Raw genomic sequence first — 19,207 nt, 5'->3', positions numbered from 1 at the left:
CAAGAACTCTTGACCTACACTGGGGAACCAATGTCTGTCGGGGACATGCTCTCAGTGATCATCGATGCGCGCGGCGAGGCCGAGGGGCTGCCGGGGCTGCTGGCGCAGCTGACGGCCGGCGCCGTGGACGGCCTGGTGCGTCAGGTGCTGATCGTGGCGGCCGCGGATCAGCCGGGGATCGACCACCTTTGCGAGGACATGGGCGCGGAGGCCCACCCGACCATCGAGGCGGCGGGGGCGGCGGCGCGGGCGGACCAGCTGCTGATCCTGCCGGCGGACTTCCGGCTGCGGGATGGGTGGATACGATCCCTGGGCGGCCATCTGACGCGCGGGGCGGAGCCGGCGGTGGTGACGGGCCTGGCGGAAGGCGGCCTGTTCGGCCGCCGGCCCTTCGGCGTGCTAGTCGAACGCGGCCGCCTGGAGGGTCGCCGCGGCGCCGACCTGCAGCGTCTCAGACGCGACCTGGGGCTGCGCGCCCGGCGGATTGGCTAGGTCCAGGCGCACGTCGATGCGGCGCGCGCCGCCGGCCAAGGCGTCCAGGGTGCGGGTCTCCTCGCCGAACATCCGCTTGTAGGTCCAGTAGGCCGTCATGACCTTCTCGACGTAGTTGCGGGTCTCCAGCGCCGGCAGGCACTCGATGGTCAGCAGCGGATCGTCCTGGCCGACCATGGCGGTGGTCTTCAGCACCGCGCCGGGGCCGGCGTTGTAGGCCGCGACCACGTGCAGGATGTCGCCGCCGACGCCGCGGTCCATCAGGTAGCTCAGGTAGTCCTGGCCGGCCCGCAGGTTGGTCGACGCGTTGAAGAGCACCTTGGGCCGCTTGCGATAGGTGTTGTCGCCGGTCGCCAGGGCGGCCGAGGCGGGCATGAGCTGCATCAGGCCCATCGCGCCCACCGGCGAGACCGCCATGGGGTTGAAGGCGCTTTCCTGGCGCACGATCGCGTAGACCAGGGCCTTATCGACCGTGAAGCCGTCCTTGGGCTCGAGCGGCGGGGCCTGGTAGTCGCCCAGCGAGAGGTATTGCGGGCGCTGGGCGCCGGGGCCGGCCGCGGGGCCCAGCGAGGTGAGCAGGGCGGTCCAGGCCTTGCGCTCGTCGCCGGTGCGGGCCAGGGCGAGGCCGGCGCGAAGTTCCTGACGCGCCTCGTCCAGGCGGCCGATCTGGGCCAGGGCCGAGGCGCGGTGGGCGCGCGGCTCATTGTCGAGGAGACGTGGGGCCGCCGGTTCCGGCGCCCGGAAGGCGGCCAGGGTCATGAGGCCGGCGCCGGCCTGGGCCGAGGTCATCAGCACCTGGCGCTCGGCGATCATGCCGTAGAAGGTCTGCGGGGCCTGGGCCGCGAGGCGCAGGAAGGCCTGGGCGGTGGCCGTGTCGCCCATGGCGACGGCGGAGCGGGCGGCCCAGTAGGCGCCGGCCGAACGCAGCCAGGGGTCCTGTTCCTCGTCGCGGGCGACCTGGGCGAAATAGTCGTGGGCCTGACCGTAGTCCTGCAGGCGCCAAGCGGCGAGGCCGGCGATCCAGCGCTCGCCCACGTTCACGGCGAGCTGGAAGGCGGTGCGCGCATCGCCGGAATAGAAGGCCTCACGGGCCGGGCGGGTGATTTCGCTGCGGGCGGTGTCCTGCAGGGCCACTTCGGGGCGGGGCAGGGTCACGGCCTCGGCGGGCTGGCGCTTGGCGGCCAGCGAGAAGACACGGTCGGCCAGCGGCAGGTCGCGGAACTTGGCCAGCCAGCTCGACAGCTCCTGGAAACTGGCCTTGTGCGCCGTCGGGTGCATCAGGGCGCGGAACGACAGGTAGCCGTCCAGCGACCGATCCTGGATCGGCGCGGCCTCGATCTGGGCGCCCAGGAAATCGCCCTGCTCAACGGCCTGGAAGGCGGCGGCATAGGCGCGTGCGTCGGTATCGGAGAGGGCCTTCGGCGATCCGGCCGCAGCAGAGCTGGCGACCGAGGCGGCGGCGACGAGGGACAATACCCCGACGCGCAGGCGCTGTTCGAGCGTCATGCCGTCTATATCCGCGGACAGAACTAACGTCTGTTGAACGCGGACCCCTTTTTCTCTGAGTCCCAGCCAGCGAAGCTAGAGGGGCCTGTCCGGACGATCAAGCCTTTCCGTGAGCGTCAGCAGGTCGTTCCACGCCCGCTTCTTCGCAGCGGGCTGCCGCAGCAGGAAGGCAGGGTGCAGGGTGGGCATGGCGGGCAGCTCCAGCGAACCGTCCGCAGAGCGCCATTCGAACCAGCGCCCGCGCAGGGACAGGATGCCTTCCTCGCGCTTCAGGATCGACTTCGCCGACGCGCCGCCGGCCAGCAGCAGCATCTTGGGTTGGACGAGTTGGATGATCCGCTCGAGGAACGGCGCGCAGATCGCCTGCTCGGCGGGGGTGGGCGTGCGGTTGCCGGGGGGCCGCCAGAAGACGGTGTTGGTGATGAGCACCCGGTCGGTCAGGCCGGCGGCGGCCAGCATCCGGTCCAGCAGCTTTCCCGCCCGGCCGACGAAGGGTTCGCCGCGGGCGTCCTCGTCGGCGCCGGGGCCTTCGCCGATGACCAGCAGCGGCGCCTTCGGGTCGCCGCGATAGACCACGGCCTTGGTGGCGGCGCCCTCGAAGCGCAGCGGGCAGCCCTCGAAAGCGGCGATCGCGGCGACCAGGGCCTCGAGGCCCTGAGCGGCCGCGGCCAGCTGCTGGGCCTGGGCCACGGCGGCCGAGATGTCGGCTTGGCCAGCCCCCAAGCGCGGCGAGGCGACGGCGGCGAGGGGGGCGACCGGCGCGGCGGGCCGCACGGGCGGCATCACCTTGCCGGCCTCGATCCGGTCGACGGCCTCGTCCAGCAGCATGGCGTCCACGCCCGCGTCGGCCCAGAAGGCCAGCAGGCTCTCGGCGACAGCGGCGTTGGTGGCTTCGGCGGCCGCCGACATTCCCCGGTTCACTCCAAATGAGGCTTGGTCCACTCTTGGCGCGTCGGCGCGGGCTTGTCAGCCCGGAATGGGGAGAGATGCGATGAAGGGGTTCGCCCTGGCCGCGGCGCTGGCGCTCTCCGCCGCGCCTGCCTTGGCCCAGCCCGCCCGCGAACACCGCCAGATGGTCGCCGAGCTGGGCGGGACCTACCTCGGGCCCCAGGCCGACTATGTGCAGCGGATCGGCGAGCGGATGGCCCAGGCCGCCGGCCTGCGCCAGTCCTGCGTCTTCACCGTCGTGAACTCGGAGGTGGTGAACGCCTTCACCGCGCCGCCGGGCTGCTACGTCTACGTGACCCGCGGCCTGCTGGGAATCGTCAACTCCGAGGCCGAGCTGGCCGCGGTGCTGGGCCACGAGCTGGGGCATGTGGCCGCCAACCACGCCCTCCGCCAGCAGAACACGGAGACGATGGGCAGCCTGGCCGCGGCGCTGGTGGGCGTGGCCACCAAGTCCGACATCGCCGGCAAGGTCGCCGGCCGCGTCGCGAAGCTGGGCGCGCTCGGCTATTCGCGGAGCCAGGAGTACGAGGCCGACAGCCTGGCGCTGGGGTACCTGCCGGCCGCCGGCTACGCGCCCGAGGGCCTGACGCGTGTGCTGGACGACCTGCAGAGGGAAGGGGCGTTCACCGCCCGCGAAGCCGGCAAGCCCGAGGGTAACGCGGCCCCCTGGGCCAGCACCCACCCGCTGACCTCCGACCGCATCCGGCGGGCGGCGGCCCAGGCCGCGACGTCGCCGGCCTGGGATGGCCTGACGCTGGACCAGCAAGGCTACCTGACCGCGATCGACGGGCTGCCGTATGGCGACGACGGCGTGCAAGGCTTCGTGCGCGGCGGGTCCTACATTCATCCCCAGCTCGGCATCCGTTTCGATGCGCCGCGCGGATTCCAGATGTCGAATGAGCCCGAGGCGGTGAAGATCGTCGGCGCGGGCGGCGCGCTGGCTGAGTTCGCCGGCGGGCGGGCGACCGCGACGCAGCTCGACGGCTACGCCCGGGAGGTCCTGAAGGGCGTGGTCCGCAACGGCCGCTACGAGCCGGGCCAGGCGGAACGCACGAAGATCAACGGCCTGGAGGCGGTGGTGCTGCCGGCGCGGGCGTTTTCGGGCGGGCGGCCGGTGGACCTGACGGTCGTGGCCTATTCCCTGGGCGGCGACGAGGCCTACAGCTTCATCGCCATGACGCCGGCGGGCCAGGCCGGCCTGTTCGACCCGATGTTCGACTCGTTCCGGCGCCTCTCGGACCGCGAGGCCGACGGGGCCTCCAGCCGCCGGATCGCCGTCATCGAGGTGCGCCCCGGCGACACGGCGGAGTCGCTGGCCGCCCGCATGGCCCCCGACAGCGACCGGATCGGCCGCTTCCGGATGCTGAACGCCCTGGACCCCGGCGAGGCGCTGCGCCCCGGGGCGCGGGTCAAGCTGGTGGTCGAGGGCCGCCACTGAGCGAACGCCGCGACGCCTTCGCGCTTGACCGCCCCGGCGTGACGTCCCGATAAGACCCCGACAACGCGAGCATCGGTCGGCGAGGGGGCTGGCCGACGACGGGCTTAAGGGGAATGCGATGAGCGAGGACGTCGGCCAGGAAGCGATCCAACGCGAGGCCATGGAGTACGACGTCGTCATCGTGGGCGCCGGCCCGTCCGGCCTGGCCGCCGCGATCCGGCTGAAGCAGCTCTCGCCCGACATCACCGTGGCGGTGGTGGAGAAGGGCGCCGAGGTGGGCGCGCACATCCTTTCGGGCGCGGTGATCGACCCCAAGGGCCTCGCCGAACTGCTGCCCAACTGGAAGGAGCTGGGCGCGCCGCTGGAGACGCCGGTCACCAAGGACCAGTTCATCCTGCTGGGTCCGCAGGGCAGCCTGGAGCTGCCGATGTGGGCGATGCCGCCCTTCATGAACAACCACGGCAACTACATCGCCTCGCTGGGCAACGTCTGCCGCTGGCTGGCCGGCCAGGCCGAGGGCCTGGGCGTCGAGGTCTATCCGGGCATGGCGGCCTCGGCCCCGGTGTTCGAGGGCGAGACGCTGGTCGGCGTGGTCGCCGGCGAGTTCGGCCTGGGCAAGGACGGCAAGCCGGGCCCCAGTTACGAGCCCGGCATGGAGTTGCGCGGCAAGTACGTGTTCATCGGCGAGGGCGTGCGCGGTTCGCTGGCCAAGGTGCTGCGCAAGAAATACGCGCTCGGCAAGGACGCCGACGTCGAGAAGTACGGCCTGGGCATCAAGGAGCTGTGGCAGGTCCCGGACGCCGTGTTCACACCCGGCCTCGCCACCCACACCACCGGCTGGCCACTGGACGACAAGTCGGGCGGCGGCAGCTTCATGTACCACTTCGGCGACAACCTGGTGGCCATCGGGTACGTGACGCACCTGGGCTACAAGAACCCCTGGCTGTCGCCCTTCGACGAGTTCCAGCGCTTCAAGCACCACCCGGAGGTGGCCAAGCACCTCGAGGGCGGCAAGCGCATCGCCTATGGCGCCCGCGCCATCAGCGAAGGCGGCCTGCAGTCGATCCCGAAGCTCTACTTCCCCGGCGGCGTGCTGCTGGGCGACAGCGCGGGGTTCGTGAACGTACCCCGGATCAAGGGCAGCCACGCGGCGATCAAAAGCGGCATCATGGCCGCCGAGGCGGCGTTCCACGCCATCCAAGCCGGCCGCTCGGGGGACGAGCTCAGCGAATACAAGGACGCCTTCGACAAGTCGTGGCTCCGGAAGGAGCTGCATGTCGTCCGCAACGCCAAGCCGCTCCTGTCGAAGCTGGGCACCAAGCTGGGCGGGGCCGTCGGCATGTTCGAGATGTGGACCACCCACCTGCTGGGCGGCTTCTCGTTCTTCGGCACCCTGAAGCACGGCAAGAGCGACGCCGAGGCCACCGGCGGCGCCAAGGACTACCAGCCGATCGTCTATCCGAAGCCGGACGGCGTGCTGAGCTTCGACAAGCTCTCCAGCGTCTTCCTGTCCTCGACCAACCACGACGAGAGCCAGCCGGCGCACCTGCACCTGCGCGACGCCTCGATCCCGATCTCTGTGAACCTTCCCAAGTATGGCGAGCCCGCGCGGCTTTACTGCCCGGCGGGGGTCTACGAGGTGCTGTACGACGAGGCCGGCCAGAACCCGAAGTTCCAGATCAACTTCCAGAACTGCGTCCACTGCAAGACCTGCGACATCAAGGATCCGTCGCAGAACATCGACTGGACGACGCCGCAGGGCGGAGACGGGCCGAACTACCCGAACATGTAGCGCCTGGCGTCCGCATTCGACCGGCAAATTCCCCTCTGTGACGATGGGGCGCTTGCGGCAGCGGCCTTGCGCCCCCAGAGTCCGGGGATGCGTCGTTCCCTCCTGCTCGCCTTCGCCGCCCCGCTGATCCTGCTGGGCGGCTGCGCCGTCAACCGGACCGCCGAACAGGAGCCGCTCGGCGCGCCGGTCGCCGCCGACAGCGCCTACGGGATGTTCCTGGCCGGCAGCGCCGCGCTCGAGGAAGGCCGCAACAGCGACGCGGCGCGGTTCCTGGAACTGGCCCGCACCCAGAGCGGCGACGATCCGGCCGTGGCCGAGAGCGCCTTCACCGCGGCCCTGAGGGCCGGCGACATCCAGAAGGCCGCCTTGCTCGCCCCCGACGGCCCCACGGCTTCCGAGGCCGGCAAGCGCCTGGGCCGACTGGTCAAGGTCGTGGCGGCCCTGGGCGAAGGCAAGGGCAAGGTCGCCAAGGCCGAGCTCGCCAGCGACGGCATCGGCTTTCCGCACCGAGCCGCCGCGGCCCTGCTGGGCCCGTGGGTGGCCGCCGCGGCCGGGGACGTCGAGGGCTCGACGGTGCGGCCGCAGCTGCGCGGCGACGCCGGCGTCGACTACTTCGGCCAGATCGGCCAGGCGCACCTGTTCGAGCGCGCCCGGCGCTACGACGAGGCCGAGACCGACTTCAAGGCCGTGACCTCCAGCGCCAGCCCCAGCGAGATCGCGGTGCTGGCCTATGGCGCCTTCCTGGAGCGCCGCGGCCGGCGGCCGGAAGCCCAGGCCCTCTACGACGCCGCGCTGGCGCGCAACCCGTCGAACCTGGGGCTGAAGGCGGCCCGGGCGCGGGTCGCGGGCGGCAAGTCCGCCCCGCCGATGCCGACGATCAAGGAAGGCGCAGCGTTCGCGCTGCTGGCGCCGGCCGCCACGATGATCAGCGCCAAGCAGGAGCCGTTCGGCCTGTCCTACCTGCGCCTGGCCCTGTCCCTGGATCCCCAGCGCAACGACGCCTGGCTGATGCTGGGCGACGTCCTGCAGCTGAAAGGCGACGTCGAGGGCGCGCGGCTCGCCTACATGAAGCCGAAGCCCAATACCGCGGAGTTCCCGGCCGCCCAGGCCAAGCTGGCCTGGAGCCACCAGAGCGCCGGCGACAAGGAAGGCGCGCTGAAGCTGGCGCGGACCGCGGCGGCCACCGGCGACACCGAAGCGCGGATCACCCTCTCGGATCTGCTCCGCGCCAACGAGAACTATCCGGAGGCGATCACCCTGCTGGATACGCTGATCCGCGAAGCCAAGACTCCGGACTGGCAGCTCTACTACGCCCGCGGCCAAGCCTATGAGCGCACGGGGCATTGGAAGGAGGCGGAAGCCGACCTGACCCAGGCCCTGAAGCTGCGTCCCGACGAGGCCGAACTGCTGAACTACCTGGGCTACGCCTGGATCGACCGCGGAGAGCGGCTGGAAGAGGCCATGGGGATGGTCGAAAAGGCCGTGGCCGCCAACCCGCGGTCCGGCGCCATCGTCGACAGCCTGGGCTGGGCCCACTACCGGCTGGGCGACTACAAGAAGGCCGTCGAGGTGCTGGAGCAGGCGGTGGAGCTGGAAGCCGGCGACCCTGAGATCAACAACCACCTGGGCGACGCCTACTGGATGGTCGGGCGCAAGGACGAGGCCGTGTTCCAATGGCGCCGCGTGCTGACGCTGAAGCCGGACGACAAGATCAAGGCCAACGTCGACCAGAAATTGGCCTCGGGCCTGGGCCCGCAGCCGAAACTCGCCGGGCAGTAACATGGCTGCGCGCCTGGCGCCGGCCAAGGTCAACCTGTTCCTGCACGTCGGCGCGCCGGGCGCCGACGGCTATCATCCGATCTGCAGCCTCATGGCCTTCGCCGATATCGGCGACCGGGTCTCCGTGCAGTTGGGCGAGGGTCGGCTGACGGCCAGCGGGCCGTTCGCGGTCGGGCTGGGACGCGAGTCCGACAACCTGATCATCCGCGCCGTGCGCGCCTTCGTCGCCGAGCTCGGCCGGCCGATGGCCGAGCTGAGCTTTTCGCTGGATAAGCACCTGCCGGTGGCCAGCGGCCTGGGCGGTGGCTCCAGCGACGCCGGCGCCGCCCTGCGCCTGATCCGCGACATGTTCGCGCCGGCCTTCGACGACGCCCGCCTCGAGAAGGTCGCCGCCAGCCTGGGCGCGGACGGGGCCGCGTGCCTGTGGGGGCGGCCGGTGGTGGCTGAGGGCAGGGGAGAGCGCCTCGGTGCGGCGCCCGTCCTGCCGGTGCTGGACGCCGTGCTGGTGAACCCCGGCGTGGCGGTGTCGACTCCCGACGTCTACCGCCGCCTGGACGCCGGGGGCGTCTTCGGCGACGTCGCCCCGCCCCCGATGCCCGACGCTTTCGAGAACGCGCGGGAGATGGCCGCCTGGCTCGCCACGTTGTCCAACGACCTGGAGGCCCCTGCGGTGGCCGCCGCGCCGGAGGTCGGCGCCGTGCTGGCCACCTTGCGCGACGAACCCGAGGTGCTGCTGGCGCGCGTGTCCGGCTCGGGTGGGACCTGCTTCGCCCTCTGCGCCGACGACATGGCCGCCGAGACCCTGGCCGAACGCATCGAGGCCATGGCCCCGCACTGGTGGGTCCGGCGCTGCCGCCTGGGCGGCCCCTGGGACTGACCCAAACGAAAACGGGAGCCCCGAAGGGCCCCCGTCTCTACCCCTAACCGACGTCCGCCGAGTGTGCGCGGCGGACGTCTCTCCCCCGAGCGATTAGGAGTGGTAGGCGCGTTCGCCGTGCTCGACGATGTCCAGGCCTTCTTCCTCGGCTTCCGGCGAGGCGCGGAGGCCGACCGTGTACTTGATGATGAAGAACACGATGCTGGAGGCCACCGCCGACCAGACGACCGCCACCGCCACAGCCTTGAGCTGGGTGATGAACTGGCCCGCCATGGTATAGCTGGCCAGCGCGTCGCAGGTGGAGATGTCGCCGTCCGCCGCGCAGGTCGTGTAGTCCACGATGCCCGCGCCGCCGAGGCTGGCCGAGACCAGGATGCCGGTGCCCAGCGCGCCGACGATGCCGCCGATGGCGTGGATGCCGAAGGCGTCCAGGCTGTCGTCGTACTTCAGCGCGTTCTTCACGACCGAGCAGAAGAACACACAGATCGGCGAGACCACGAGGCCCAGGACCAGGGCGCCCATCGGGCCGGCGAAGCCGGCGGCCGGGGTGACGGCCACGAGGCCGGCGACCAGGCCCGAGGCCATGCCGAGCAGCGAAGCCTTCTTGCGCGTCACCCACTCCGTCATCGCCCACGAGAAGCCCGCCGCGGCGGTGGCGATGAAGGTGTTGAGCAGGGCCAGGGCCGCGTAGCCGTTGGCTTCCAGGTTCGAACCGGCGTTGAAGCCGAACCAGCCCACCCACAGCAGGCCGGCGCCGACCAGGGTCAGGGTCAGGGAGTGCGGCTGCATCGGCTCGGAGCGATAGCCCTTGCGGGGGCCGAGGATCAGGGCGCCCATCAGGGCCGCGATGCCGGCGTTGATGTGGACGACGGTGCCGCCCGCGAAGTCCAGCGCGCCCCAGCCCCAGAGCAGGCCGGACTTCACCGGCGCGGTCGGCGCGGTCGCGATGCCGTCCGGACCCGGCCACCACCAGACCATGTGGGCCATCGGGTAGTAGGACAGCAGCGGCCAGAGGACCGCGAAGATCACGCAGGCCGCGAACTTCATCCGCTCGGCCACGCCGCCCAGCACCAGGCAGGCGGTGATGGCCGCGAAGGTCATCTGGAAGGCGATGAAGGTCAGCTCGGGGATGTAGATCCCCGTGGAGAACGTCGCCACGTTCGAGGCGGGCGTCACGTCCTTCAGGAAGAGCCGCGAGGCTCCGCCCACGAAGGTGTCGAGGCCGCCGCCGTCGGTGAAGGCGAGGCTGTAGCCGTAGGTGACCCAGGCGATCATGCCGATGACGCAGACGGTGGCCGTCTGCATCAGCATCGACAGCATGTTCTTCTGGCGGACCAGGCCGCCGTAGAACAGCGCCAGGCCGGGAATGATCATCAGCAGCACGAGCACCGCCGAGATCATCATCCAGGTGGTGTCGCCCTTGTCGACCGTCTGCGCCGGCGCGGCCGGAGCGGCGGCGGGCGCAGCCTCGGCGGCGGCCGGAGCGGGAGCGGGCGCTGCGGCCTCGGCGGCGGGCGCCGCGGCTTCCGGCGTGGCGGCAGGCGCAGCGGCGGCGGGCGCCGGAGCCTCCTGGGCGAAGGCCGCGGACGCCAGCGGCGCCCCGGCCATCACGGCGGCGAGCGCGAGCCCTGCCAGCCGCTGTTTTCCAAAGAATGTCATAAGCATAAGTCCCCTTGTCCCGTTCGCTAGAGCGCCGCGGCGCCCGTCTCGCCCGTCCGGATGCGCACGGCCTCCGAGACGTCGAGGACGAAGATCTTTCCGTCGCCGATCTTGCCGGTTGCGGCTGCGGCCTTGATGGCCTCCACAGCCTTGGCGGCGGCCGCGTCGTCGACGACGGCCTCCAGCTTCACCTTGGGCAGGAAGTTGATCTGGTACTCCGCCCCCCGATAGATCTCGGTCTGGCCCTTCTGCCGGCCATATCCCTTGACCTCCGAGACCGTCAGACCCTCCACGCCGGCCCCAACGAGCGCTTCGCGCACGTCGTCCAGCTTGAACGGTTTGACGATCGCCATGATGAGTTTCATCCGCTCGCTCCCGCGTCCGGCCCTGAGGGCGGGCCCAACCCCTCTCGTTCGTTCGAAGACCGCCGCGCCGTTATCCCCTTGGCGGCGATCGGAGCGACGCTATGTCGGGGCGCGGCGCGGGCGGACCGCTGGGGTGACGCTTTGATGAAGAAGCCGGAGGGCGCCCGTTTCTTGAGCGTATCGGCGTCTGGGCGCCTGCCATTTCGGCAAATATGGGGGTCGGGAAGGGACAACCGGTCCTTGACGCGCCCGGTCACCGTCGTAAATCCGGCGCTTTCCGCGCCTAGTCTCACGAACGCGTGTGGCTGGAACCGCTCGACGCCTTCAGCGTAAGTCACCCGCGGCCAGCCCAGGCCAAGCCACTCGAAGCCACAAGGACCCAGTATGTCGCCGACCCGCCTCCTTCTCGCCGCCGTCGCCGTCGCCGCCCTCAGCGCCGCGCCGTTCGCCGCCTCGGCCCAGACGCCCGCGCCGGCCGCCGCCGCTGCCCCCGTGGCCGTCCAGGGCGACCTCGTCGACACGCTGAAGCTCTCGGGCCAGTTCACGACCTTCGTGGGCGGCATCGACGCCACGAACCTGGCGGGCCTGCTGAAGACCAACAAGAACCTGACGGTGTTCGCGCCGACCGACGCGGCCTTCGCCGCCATGCCGGCCGCCGACCTGGCCAAGCTGAAGAGCGACAAGACCGCGATGCAGAAGTTCGTCCTGCACCACGTGGTCAACGCCCCGATCGACTCCACCAAGATCAAGGGCGCCAAGGGTCCGATCCCGTCGGGCGCCGGCGACACCATCCTGCTGGACGGCAGCGATGAAGCCGGCGCCATGAAGGTCGACGGCGCCACGATCGTCCAGGCGGACCTGCGCACCGGCAGCGGCCTGCTGCACGTGGTCGACCATGTGCTGGTCTCGGGTCAGGGCGCCGTCGATCCGCCCGCGGCCGCCGCGCCCGCCGCCGACGCCTCGGCCTCAGCGCCCGCCAACCGGTAATTCGGGTAAAACCTGGGGCTGGGCGGGAACCAACCACCCGCCTGAGCCGTACAGCGTCAGCACGTCGAGGATGGGGTGAAGATCGCGCCATCAACCGGAGTTCTGACGATGAAGATTGCCCTTTTCGCCACCGCCACGGCCGCCGTCGCCCTCCTGGGCGGCGCGGCCTATGCGCAGGATCCTGCCCCCAAGCCGCCGACCCCGGGGTCTGTGACCGGCGACTGGAACGGCGCCCACTCGCCCACGGACGACAAACAGTACACGTCGAAGGTGACCGTGCCGGTCGGCTCGACCCCATCCGAGACCGTCGCCGCGCCGCCGGTGGACACTGGCGTGACGACCACGACGGAGACGACGGCCGCGACCGACGTGGCCGCGCCGGCCTCGACCCAGGCCGCCACGGTCACGACGTCGACGGTGACCAACGGTCCGGTGCCGGACACCGCCGAGAACCGCGCCAAGTATGGCCAGCCGATGTCGCGGGCCGGCAAGCGCACCGCGGCCAAGGGCAACTGATCGCCCTCTGAAATACCCACCGCTTCGGCGGTTGAAGCGAAGGTCGGTGGGCCCTATGGTCCGCCGACTTTTTTTGCGCCTGCGAACATCCCATTCCCGATGCCTGATCAACCACTGTCTTTTCAGGGCCTTATCCTGAAACTCCATGATTATTGGAGCCGTCAGGGCTGCGCGATTCTGCAGCCCTACGACGTGGAAGTGGGGGCGGGGACGCTCTCGCCGATGACCGTCTTGCGCACGCTGGGGCCGAAACCCTGGAAAGTCGCCTACGTGCAGCCCTCGCGCCGTCCCGCCGATGGCCGCTACGGGGAGAACCCCAATCGCCTGCACCAGCACCACCAGTACCAGGTCATCCTGAAGCCCAACCCGGAGAACCTGCAGGAGCTGTATCTCGGCTGCCTGGAGGCGATCGGCATCGATCCCAAGGTCCACGACATCCGCTTCGTCGAGGACGACTGGGAGAATCCCACGGTTGGAGCCTGGGGGCTTGGATGGGAGGTCTGGTGCGACGGGATGGAGATCACCCAGTACACCTACTTCCAGCAGGTGGGCGGCCTGGACGTGTTCCCGGTGGCGGGTGAGCTGACCATCGGGCTGGAGCGTCTCAGTCTCTATCTGCAGAACAAGGACAGCGTCTACGACCTCAGGTTCAACGACGAGTTCAGCTACGGCGACATCTACCTGCCGAACGAGCAGCAGTTCTCAGCCTTCGAGCTGGAGGTCGCCGACGTGGCGACCCTGAAGCGCCAGTTCGAGGACATGGAGCGTGAGGTCCCACGCATCCTCGACCACAGGGGCCGCCAGGGCCAGCCCCTCGCGCTGCCCGCCTACGACCACGTGCTGAAGGCCAGCCACCTGTTCAACATCATGGACGCCCGCGGCGCGATCGCGGTCGCCGAACGTCAGGCCTACATCGGCCGCATCCGCGACCTCTGTAAGATGTGCGCCGAGGCCTGGGTGGCCTCGGAAGGTGGGAACGGCGCGCCCCTTCCGGTGGCTCTGGCGGAAAAAGTCTAGCCATGCCCCAGCTGCTGCTCGAACTGCTCTCGGAAGAGATCCCCGCCCGCATGCAGGCGAACGCCGCGCGCGACCTGGAGCGCATGGCGCGCGAGCGCCTGGCCGCCGAGGGCCTGCTGCCGGAGGCGCTGAAGACCTTCTGCGGGGCGCGCCGTCTGACGCTGGTGGCCGAGGGGTTGCCCGAGGCCCAGAAGGACCGCCATGAGGACGTCAAGGGTCCGCGCACCAGCGCGCCGGACCAGGCCCTCGAGGGCTTCCTGCGCAAGACCGGCCTCAAGAAGTCCGACCTGGTCGATCGCGATGGGGTCTGGGTCGCGCACATCCACAAGGCGGGCCGCCCGACGCCCGAGATCGTGGCCGAGATGGTCCAGGGGATCGTCCGCGACTTCCCCTGGCCCAAGTCGATGGTCTCAGGCGTCAGCAAGCTGCGCTGGGTGCGCCCGCTGCGCCGCATCCTCTGCGTCTTCGACGGCGAGGTCGTGCCCTTCGAGATCGACGGCATCCCCAGCGGCGACACCACCCTGGGGCACCGTTTCATGGGCTCGGGCCAGTCGTTCAAGGCCAAGGACTTCGACGCCTACGCCGAGAAGCTGGAGAAGCACTTCGTGGTCCTGGACCCCGAGGAGCGGAAGGACCGCATCGTCGACGCGGCCAAGACCCTCTGCTTCGCCCGTAACCTGGAACTGGTCGAGGATCAGGGGCTGCTGGACGAGGTGGCCGGCCTGGTCGAATGGCCCGTGCCCGTGCTGGGTGACATGGACCCGGCGTTCCTGGATCTGCCGCCCGAGGTGATCCGCACCTCCATGCGGGTTCACCAGCGCTATTTCGCCGTGCGCGACCCCAAGACCGGCAAGCTGGCGCCGCACTTCGTGACGGTGGCCAACATCGACGCCACGGACGGCGGCAAGACCATCGCGCTGGGCAACGCCAAGGTGCTGTCGGCGCGTCTGTCCGACGCCCGGTTCTTCTGGAACGAGGACCGCAAGACCAGGCTGGAAGACCGGCTGGAGAAGCTGAAGGGCGTCACCTTCCACGCCAAGCTGGGCGCCATGTACGAGCGCGTCGAGCGCCTGGAGATGATGGCCGCCGCGCTCGCGCCCCGCGTCGGGGCCGAGGTCGCCAAGGCGGTCCAGGCCGCGCGTCTGGCCAAGGCCGACCTGGGCACGGGCGTGGTGGGCGAGTTCCCCGAACTGCAGGGCATCATGGGCGGCTACTACGCCCAGGCCGAAGGCCTCTCGCCCTTGGTCGCCGAGGCGATCCGCGACCACTACAAGCCGGCGGGGCCCAGCGACGAGGTTCCCGACCGTCCCGTGACCATGGCGGTGGCCCTGGCCGATAAGCTGGACACCCTGACGGGCTTCTTTGCCGTGGGCGAGAAGCCGACCGGCTCGCGCGACCCGTTCGCCCTCCGCCGCTCGGCCCTGGGCGTGATCCGGGTGGTCCTGGGCTCGGAGCTGCGTCTCCCGCTGCGCCAGGTCGTGGCCGACTGGTATCGGTCGCTCCGCTGCTTCGTCGATCCGGGCCGGGCGCTGTGGGTGTCGACGCCCAAGCTGACCGTACACTTGGGCGCCGGCGGCCGTGCGAAGTCGCAGGAGTTCGAGGTCTACCTGCGCGAGTTCGACGAGGCGCTGCTGGATGGGGCGCCGCAGGTGGTGGCCATGGACCGCGAGGTCGACATCGTGTTCGACCGTCTCGAGCGCGAGAAGCCGACGGGCAGGGTGCTGTTCGAGTTCCGGCGCTACGACGAGGTGGCGGACGAGATCGTCGCCTTCTTCGCCGACCGCCTGGAGGTCTGGCTGCGCGACCGCGGCCAGCGGCACGACCTGGTGGCCGCGATCTTCGCCCTGGGCGACGACGACCTCGTCCGCATCGTGGCTCGGGTAAACGCGCTGGACGCCTTCCTCAAGACCGAGGACGGGACGAACCTGCTCGCGGGCTACAAGCGCGCGGTGAACATCCTCAAGGCCGAGGAGAAGAAGGGCGCGCTGCCCACCGGCGGCCCGATGCGGATGCCGGCGTCCTCGCCCGAGGAACTGGCGCTGATCTCCGCCGTCGGCGAGCTGGACGCCAAGCTGGACGCCGCCCTCGACGCCGAAGATTTCGCGGGCGCCATGCGCGAACTTTCCAAGCTTCGTGCGCCGGTCGACGCGTTCTTCGACAAGGTGTTAGTAAATTCGGACGTATCCGAGGAACGCGACAACCGGCTGCGCCTTCTGGCGAAAGTCCGGGACGCCATGGGACAAGTGGCGGATTTCTCCCAGGTTACGGGTTAGCTCTTAGGGGATTGAAGATGGCCGATACGATGGTGAAGACGCGCTGGGTCTATGCCTTCGGCGGCGGCTCCGCGGACGGCGACGCCTCCATGAAAAACCTGCTGGGGGGCAAGGGCGCCAACCTGGCGGAGATGTCGTCGCTGGGCCTGCCGGTGCCTCCGGGCTTCACCATCACCACCGAGGCCTGCGTCCACTACTATTCGAACGACAAGGCCTACCCGCCGAACCTGAAGGAACAGGTGGCCGAAGGCCTGAAGACGGTGGAGCAGCTCACCGGCAAGATGTTCGGCGACGCCGCCAACCCGCTGCTGGTCTCGGTGCGCTCCGGCGCGCGGGCCTCGATGCCGGGGATGATGGACACCGTCCTGAACCTGGGCCTCAACGACCAGACGGTGGAAGGGCTGGCCCGGCTTTCGGGCGACCGCCGCTTCGCCTTCGACAGCTACCGCCGCTTCATCCAGATGTACTCGAACGTGGTCCTCGACCTGGACCACCACATGTTCGAGGAGATCCTCGACGACCATAAGGACCGGCTGGATGTCCATGTGGACACCGGCCTGACGGCTGAGGACTGGGAGGCCGTGGTCGCCGACTACAAGGCCGCCGTCGAGCGCGATCTCGGCAAGCCGTTCCCGCAGGACCCCGCCGAACAGCTCTGGGGCGCGGTCGGCGCCGTGTTCGCGAGCTGGATGAACGACCGGGCCAAGTTCTACCGGCGCATGCACGACATCCCCGAGAGCTGGGGCACGGCCGTGAACATCCAGTCGATGGTGTTCGGCAACATGGGTGATGGCTCGGCCACGGGCGTGGCCTTCACCCGCAACCCCTCGACGGGCGACAACCGCCTGTACGGCGAGTTCCTGATCAACGCCCAGGGCGAGGACGTGGTCGCCGGCATCCGCACGCCGCAGCCGCTGACCAAGATCGCGCGCGAGGAGATGGGCGACGTCAACCCGTCGATGGAAGAAGCGCTTCCCGAGGTCTTCACCCAGTTCAAGGCGGTGGTGGAGAAGCTCGAGACCCACTACCGCGACATGCAGGACATCGAGTTCACGGTCGAGCAGGGCCGGCTCTACATGCTGCAGACCCGCAACGGGAAGCGCACGGCAAAGGCCGCGCTGCGCATCGCGGTGGACCTGGCCAGCGAAGGCCTGATCACCAAGGCCGAGGCGGTGATGCGGGTCGAACCCGCCTCGCTGGACCAACTGCTTCACCCCACCATCGACCCCTCCAGCCCGCGCGACGTGATCGCCTCGGGCCTGCCGGCCTCGCCCGGTGCGGCCACCGGCAAGGTGGTGTTCACGGCGGAGGAGGCCGAGAAGCTGGGCGGTTCCGGCGAGGCCGTGATCCTGGTGCGGGAGGAGACCTCGCCTGAGGACATCCGCGGCATGGACGCCGCGCGCGGCATCGTCACGGCCCGCGGCGGCATGACCAGCCACGCCGCGGTGGTGGCGCGCGGCATGGGCCGTCCCTGTGTCTCCGGCGCCGGCGAGATCCACATCGACGCCCGCGCCGGCGAGTTCCGGGCGCGGGGCAAGACCATCCGCGCCTATGACATCGTCACGATCGACGGCTCGACCGGCGAGGTTCTGCAGGGCGCGGTGAAGATGGTCGAGCCTGAGCTCAGCGGCGATTTCGCCGCCCTGATGGGCTGGGCCGACGAGGTGCGCCGGCTGAAGGTGCGCGCCAACGCCGAGACCGCGCTGGACGCCCAGACCGCCCGCCAGTTCGGCGCCGAAGGCATCGGCCTCTGCCGCACCGAGCACATGTTCTTCGACCCGGCCCGGATCGCCGCCGTGCGCGAGATGATCCTGGCCGACGACGTGGCCGGCCGGAAGCAGGCTCTGGCCAAGATCCTGCCCATGCAGCGCCAGGACTTCGTCGAACTGTTCAAGATCATGGAAGGCCTGCCGGTCACCATCCGCCTGCTGGACCCGCCACTGCACGAGTTCCTGCCGCACACCGAGGAGGACGTGCAGGCGGTGGCCGAGGCGACCGGTCTCGACGCGGCCAAGCTGATGCGCCGCGCGCAGGAGATGCACGAGGTGAACCCGATGCTGGGCCACCGCGGCTGCCGCCTGGGGGTGTCGTACCCCGAGATCTACGAGATGCAGGTTCGCGCCATCATTGAGGCCGCCTGCGAAGTGGCCGCCGAGGGCCGGCCGCAGCCGATCCCGGAGATCATGCACCCCCTGGTCGCCAAGGGCGAGGAGATGAAGTTCCTCCGCGAACTGACGGACCGCACGGCCAAGGAAGTGATCGCGGAAAAGGGCGTCGCCATCAAATACATGGTCGGCACCATGGTCGAGCTGCCCCGCGCCGCCCTGCGCGCCGGCGACCTGGCCGAGTACGCCGAGTTCTTCTCCTTCGGCACCAACGACCTGACCCAGACCACCTTCGGCATCAGCCGCGACGACTCCGGCCGGTTCCTGAACGCCTATATCGAGAAGGGGATCTTCGAGAAGGACCCCTTCGTCAGCCTGGACCAGGAGGGCGTCGGCGACCTGATCCGCATCGCCGCCGAGCGCGGCCGCGCGGTGCGGCCGGACGTGAAGCTGGGCATCTGTGGCGAGCACGGCGGCGACCCCGCCTCGATCCAGTTCTGCGAGAGCGTCGGCCTGGATTACGTCAGCTGCTCGCCCTACCGCGTGCCGATCGCCCGCCTGGCCGCGGCGCAGGCGGCGATCGGGGAACGCGAGAAGGACCGCTAAAGCCCGAGGGTCCGCCAGGTCAGGGGGCCGACGAAGCCGTCGGCCACCAGTCCCTTGGACTTCTGGAACTTGATCACGGAGGCTTTCGTCGCCGGACCGAAGTCGCCGTCGGGATTCAGGCCGAGGGCACGCTGAAGGGTCACGACATCGGGCCCGTCGTCGCCCATGCGCAGGTTCGGGCGTCCGCCGTCGGCCCTCGCTTCGCCGAGATTGAACATGTGGTAGGCCGCCGCCAACTTCTCGTCGTAGCGGTTCGCCTTGTAGCCCGCCCCGTTGTATCCGCGGGCGAAGCCGGCCCAGTCGTGTCGGCGTAGCTCGTCGTCCAGCCTGTTGAACTTCACGAAGGCCACGAAGGCCTCTAGGTGCCGGTCCTCGGACTCGCACATCCCCTGTACGAAGGCTTCCGGCGTTGCGTAGCCGAGCCGCTTGTAGTGGTCGCCCATCACTTGGAACGCGCCCCAGCTCGCCGAGCGGATCGCGGCTCGCAGGTCCAGCCTGGCGGCGCGGACCAGGCGGTCGTATTCTGCGGCTCCGCCGACATAGCCGCCGGATCGGGTCGAGCAGATGTCCGGATGCTCGTGATCGTAGGCGCCGTTCACGAGCCGCGAGAAATAGTGCCGCTCGAAGAGGATGCGCGGACGCCCGTCCGGCAGGAATCCGCCGCGGCTCTCCACCTGCATCACGGCGCGCACTGCGGCGACCTCGCAGGCCAGCTTGGCGGCCGCCGCGGCGACGGCGCCCTCGCTGAAGGGCTTGGCCTCGCCCTTGAAGCTTGGGATGGCAGGCATTGGCGACTCCCTGGCGACGCCGCATCGCTCAGCGGCGGGGCGTCCGCGAAGGCTCAACT

General features: G+C 70.1%; 15 protein-coding genes. 10 read left to right on the top strand and 5 right to left on the bottom strand.

Going from position 1 to position 19,207, the window contains the following annotated elements; all coding sequences use genetic code 11:
* Positions 1 to 30 precede the first annotated feature (30 nt).
* Positions 31 to 492, top strand: coding sequence for a cell wall biosynthesis glycosyltransferase (locus EPO51_RS22590; protein ID WP_293354983.1), 462 nt, complete (start codon positions 31 to 33; stop codon positions 490 to 492).
* Here EPO51_RS22590 and EPO51_RS22585 read toward each other — a convergent pair.
* Together EPO51_RS22585 and EPO51_RS22580 are read right to left on the bottom strand one after the other, a co-directional pair.
* A complete protein-coding gene (locus tag EPO51_RS22585) occupies positions 400 to 1,998 on the bottom strand; it encodes a lytic transglycosylase domain-containing protein (protein ID WP_293354981.1) in 1,599 nt (532 codons plus the stop codon). The two genes, EPO51_RS22590 and EPO51_RS22585, sit on opposite strands and share 93 nt — an antisense overlap.
* 75 nt (positions 1,999 to 2,073) lie before the next feature.
* Positions 2,074 to 2,907 carry a uracil-DNA glycosylase gene (locus tag EPO51_RS22580; protein ID WP_293354978.1) on the bottom strand — a complete coding sequence of 278 codons (834 nt, stop codon included), beginning with the start codon at positions 2,905 to 2,907 and terminating at the stop codon, positions 2,074 to 2,076.
* 82 nt (positions 2,908 to 2,989) lie between these two features.
* On the opposite strand from EPO51_RS22580, the gene EPO51_RS22575 reads away from it, so the two are divergent.
* From EPO51_RS22575 to EPO51_RS22560, 4 genes are all read left to right on the top strand, one after another.
* Positions 2,990 to 4,384, top strand: coding sequence for a M48 family metalloprotease (locus EPO51_RS22575; RefSeq protein WP_293354975.1), 1,395 nt, complete (start codon positions 2,990 to 2,992; stop codon positions 4,382 to 4,384).
* Positions 4,385 to 4,502: 118 nt separating this feature from the next.
* Positions 4,503 to 6,176 (top strand): electron transfer flavoprotein-ubiquinone oxidoreductase, encoded by a 1,674-nt coding sequence (locus tag EPO51_RS22570; RefSeq protein WP_293354972.1) that lies wholly within the window; start codon positions 4,503 to 4,505, stop codon positions 6,174 to 6,176.
* 87 nt (positions 6,177 to 6,263) lie between these two features.
* Positions 6,264 to 7,955, top strand: coding sequence for a tetratricopeptide repeat protein (locus EPO51_RS22565; RefSeq protein ID WP_293354969.1), 1,692 nt, complete (start codon positions 6,264 to 6,266; stop codon positions 7,953 to 7,955).
* A gap of 1 nt (position 7,956) precedes the next feature.
* A complete protein-coding gene (locus EPO51_RS22560) occupies positions 7,957 to 8,832 on the top strand; it encodes a 4-(cytidine 5'-diphospho)-2-C-methyl-D-erythritol kinase (RefSeq protein WP_293354966.1) in 876 nt (291 codons plus the stop codon).
* 93 nt (positions 8,833 to 8,925) lie between these two features.
* Here the strand turns inward: EPO51_RS22560 and EPO51_RS22555 are convergent, their stop codons facing one another.
* Complete coding sequence (locus tag EPO51_RS22555; RefSeq protein WP_465246625.1) at positions 8,926 to 10,491, bottom strand: ammonium transporter; 1,566 nt, start codon at positions 10,489 to 10,491, stop codon at positions 8,926 to 8,928.
* Positions 10,492 to 10,517: 26 nt separating this feature from the next.
* Positions 10,518 to 10,856, bottom strand: coding sequence for a P-II family nitrogen regulator (locus tag EPO51_RS22550; RefSeq protein WP_293354961.1), 339 nt, complete (start codon positions 10,854 to 10,856; stop codon positions 10,518 to 10,520).
* A gap of 384 nt (positions 10,857 to 11,240) precedes the next feature.
* On the opposite strand from EPO51_RS22550, the gene EPO51_RS22545 reads away from it, so the two are divergent.
* From EPO51_RS22545 to ppdK, 5 genes are all read left to right on the top strand, one after another.
* Positions 11,241 to 11,843, top strand: coding sequence for a fasciclin domain-containing protein (locus tag EPO51_RS22545; protein ID WP_293354958.1), 603 nt, complete (start codon positions 11,241 to 11,243; stop codon positions 11,841 to 11,843).
* Positions 11,844 to 11,951: 108 nt separating this feature from the next.
* Positions 11,952 to 12,359: a hypothetical protein gene (locus EPO51_RS22540; protein ID WP_293354955.1), complete on the top strand. Its 408-nt coding sequence runs from the start codon at positions 11,952 to 11,954 to the stop codon at positions 12,357 to 12,359.
* Between the two features lie 99 nt (positions 12,360 to 12,458).
* Complete coding sequence (locus EPO51_RS22535; protein WP_293354952.1) at positions 12,459 to 13,376, top strand: glycine--tRNA ligase subunit alpha; 918 nt, start codon at positions 12,459 to 12,461, stop codon at positions 13,374 to 13,376.
* Positions 13,377 to 13,378: 2 nt separating this feature from the next.
* Positions 13,379 to 15,649 carry a glycine--tRNA ligase subunit beta gene (gene glyS, locus EPO51_RS22530; RefSeq protein ID WP_293354949.1) on the top strand — a complete coding sequence of 757 codons (2,271 nt, stop codon included), beginning with the start codon at positions 13,379 to 13,381 and terminating at the stop codon, positions 15,647 to 15,649.
* Positions 15,650 to 15,666: 17 nt separating this feature from the next.
* Positions 15,667 to 18,360: a pyruvate, phosphate dikinase gene (ppdK, locus tag EPO51_RS22525; RefSeq protein ID WP_293354946.1), complete on the top strand. Its 2,694-nt coding sequence runs from the start codon at positions 15,667 to 15,669 to the stop codon at positions 18,358 to 18,360.
* On the opposite strand, the gene EPO51_RS22520 is transcribed toward ppdK, so the two are convergent.
* Entirely contained in the window at positions 18,357 to 19,148 is a 792-nt protein-coding gene (locus EPO51_RS22520) for an N-acetylmuramidase domain-containing protein (protein WP_293354943.1), read from the bottom strand. The genes ppdK and EPO51_RS22520 overlap by 4 nt on opposite strands.
* Positions 19,149 to 19,207: the final 59 nt, after the last annotated feature.

The organism is Phenylobacterium sp., from assembly GCF_004297125.1.
Taxonomy (GTDB): Bacteria; Pseudomonadota; Alphaproteobacteria; order Caulobacterales; family Caulobacteraceae; genus Phenylobacterium.
Note: the sequence above shows the minus strand (reverse complement) of the source record. Positions and strands in the feature narration are given on the sequence as shown.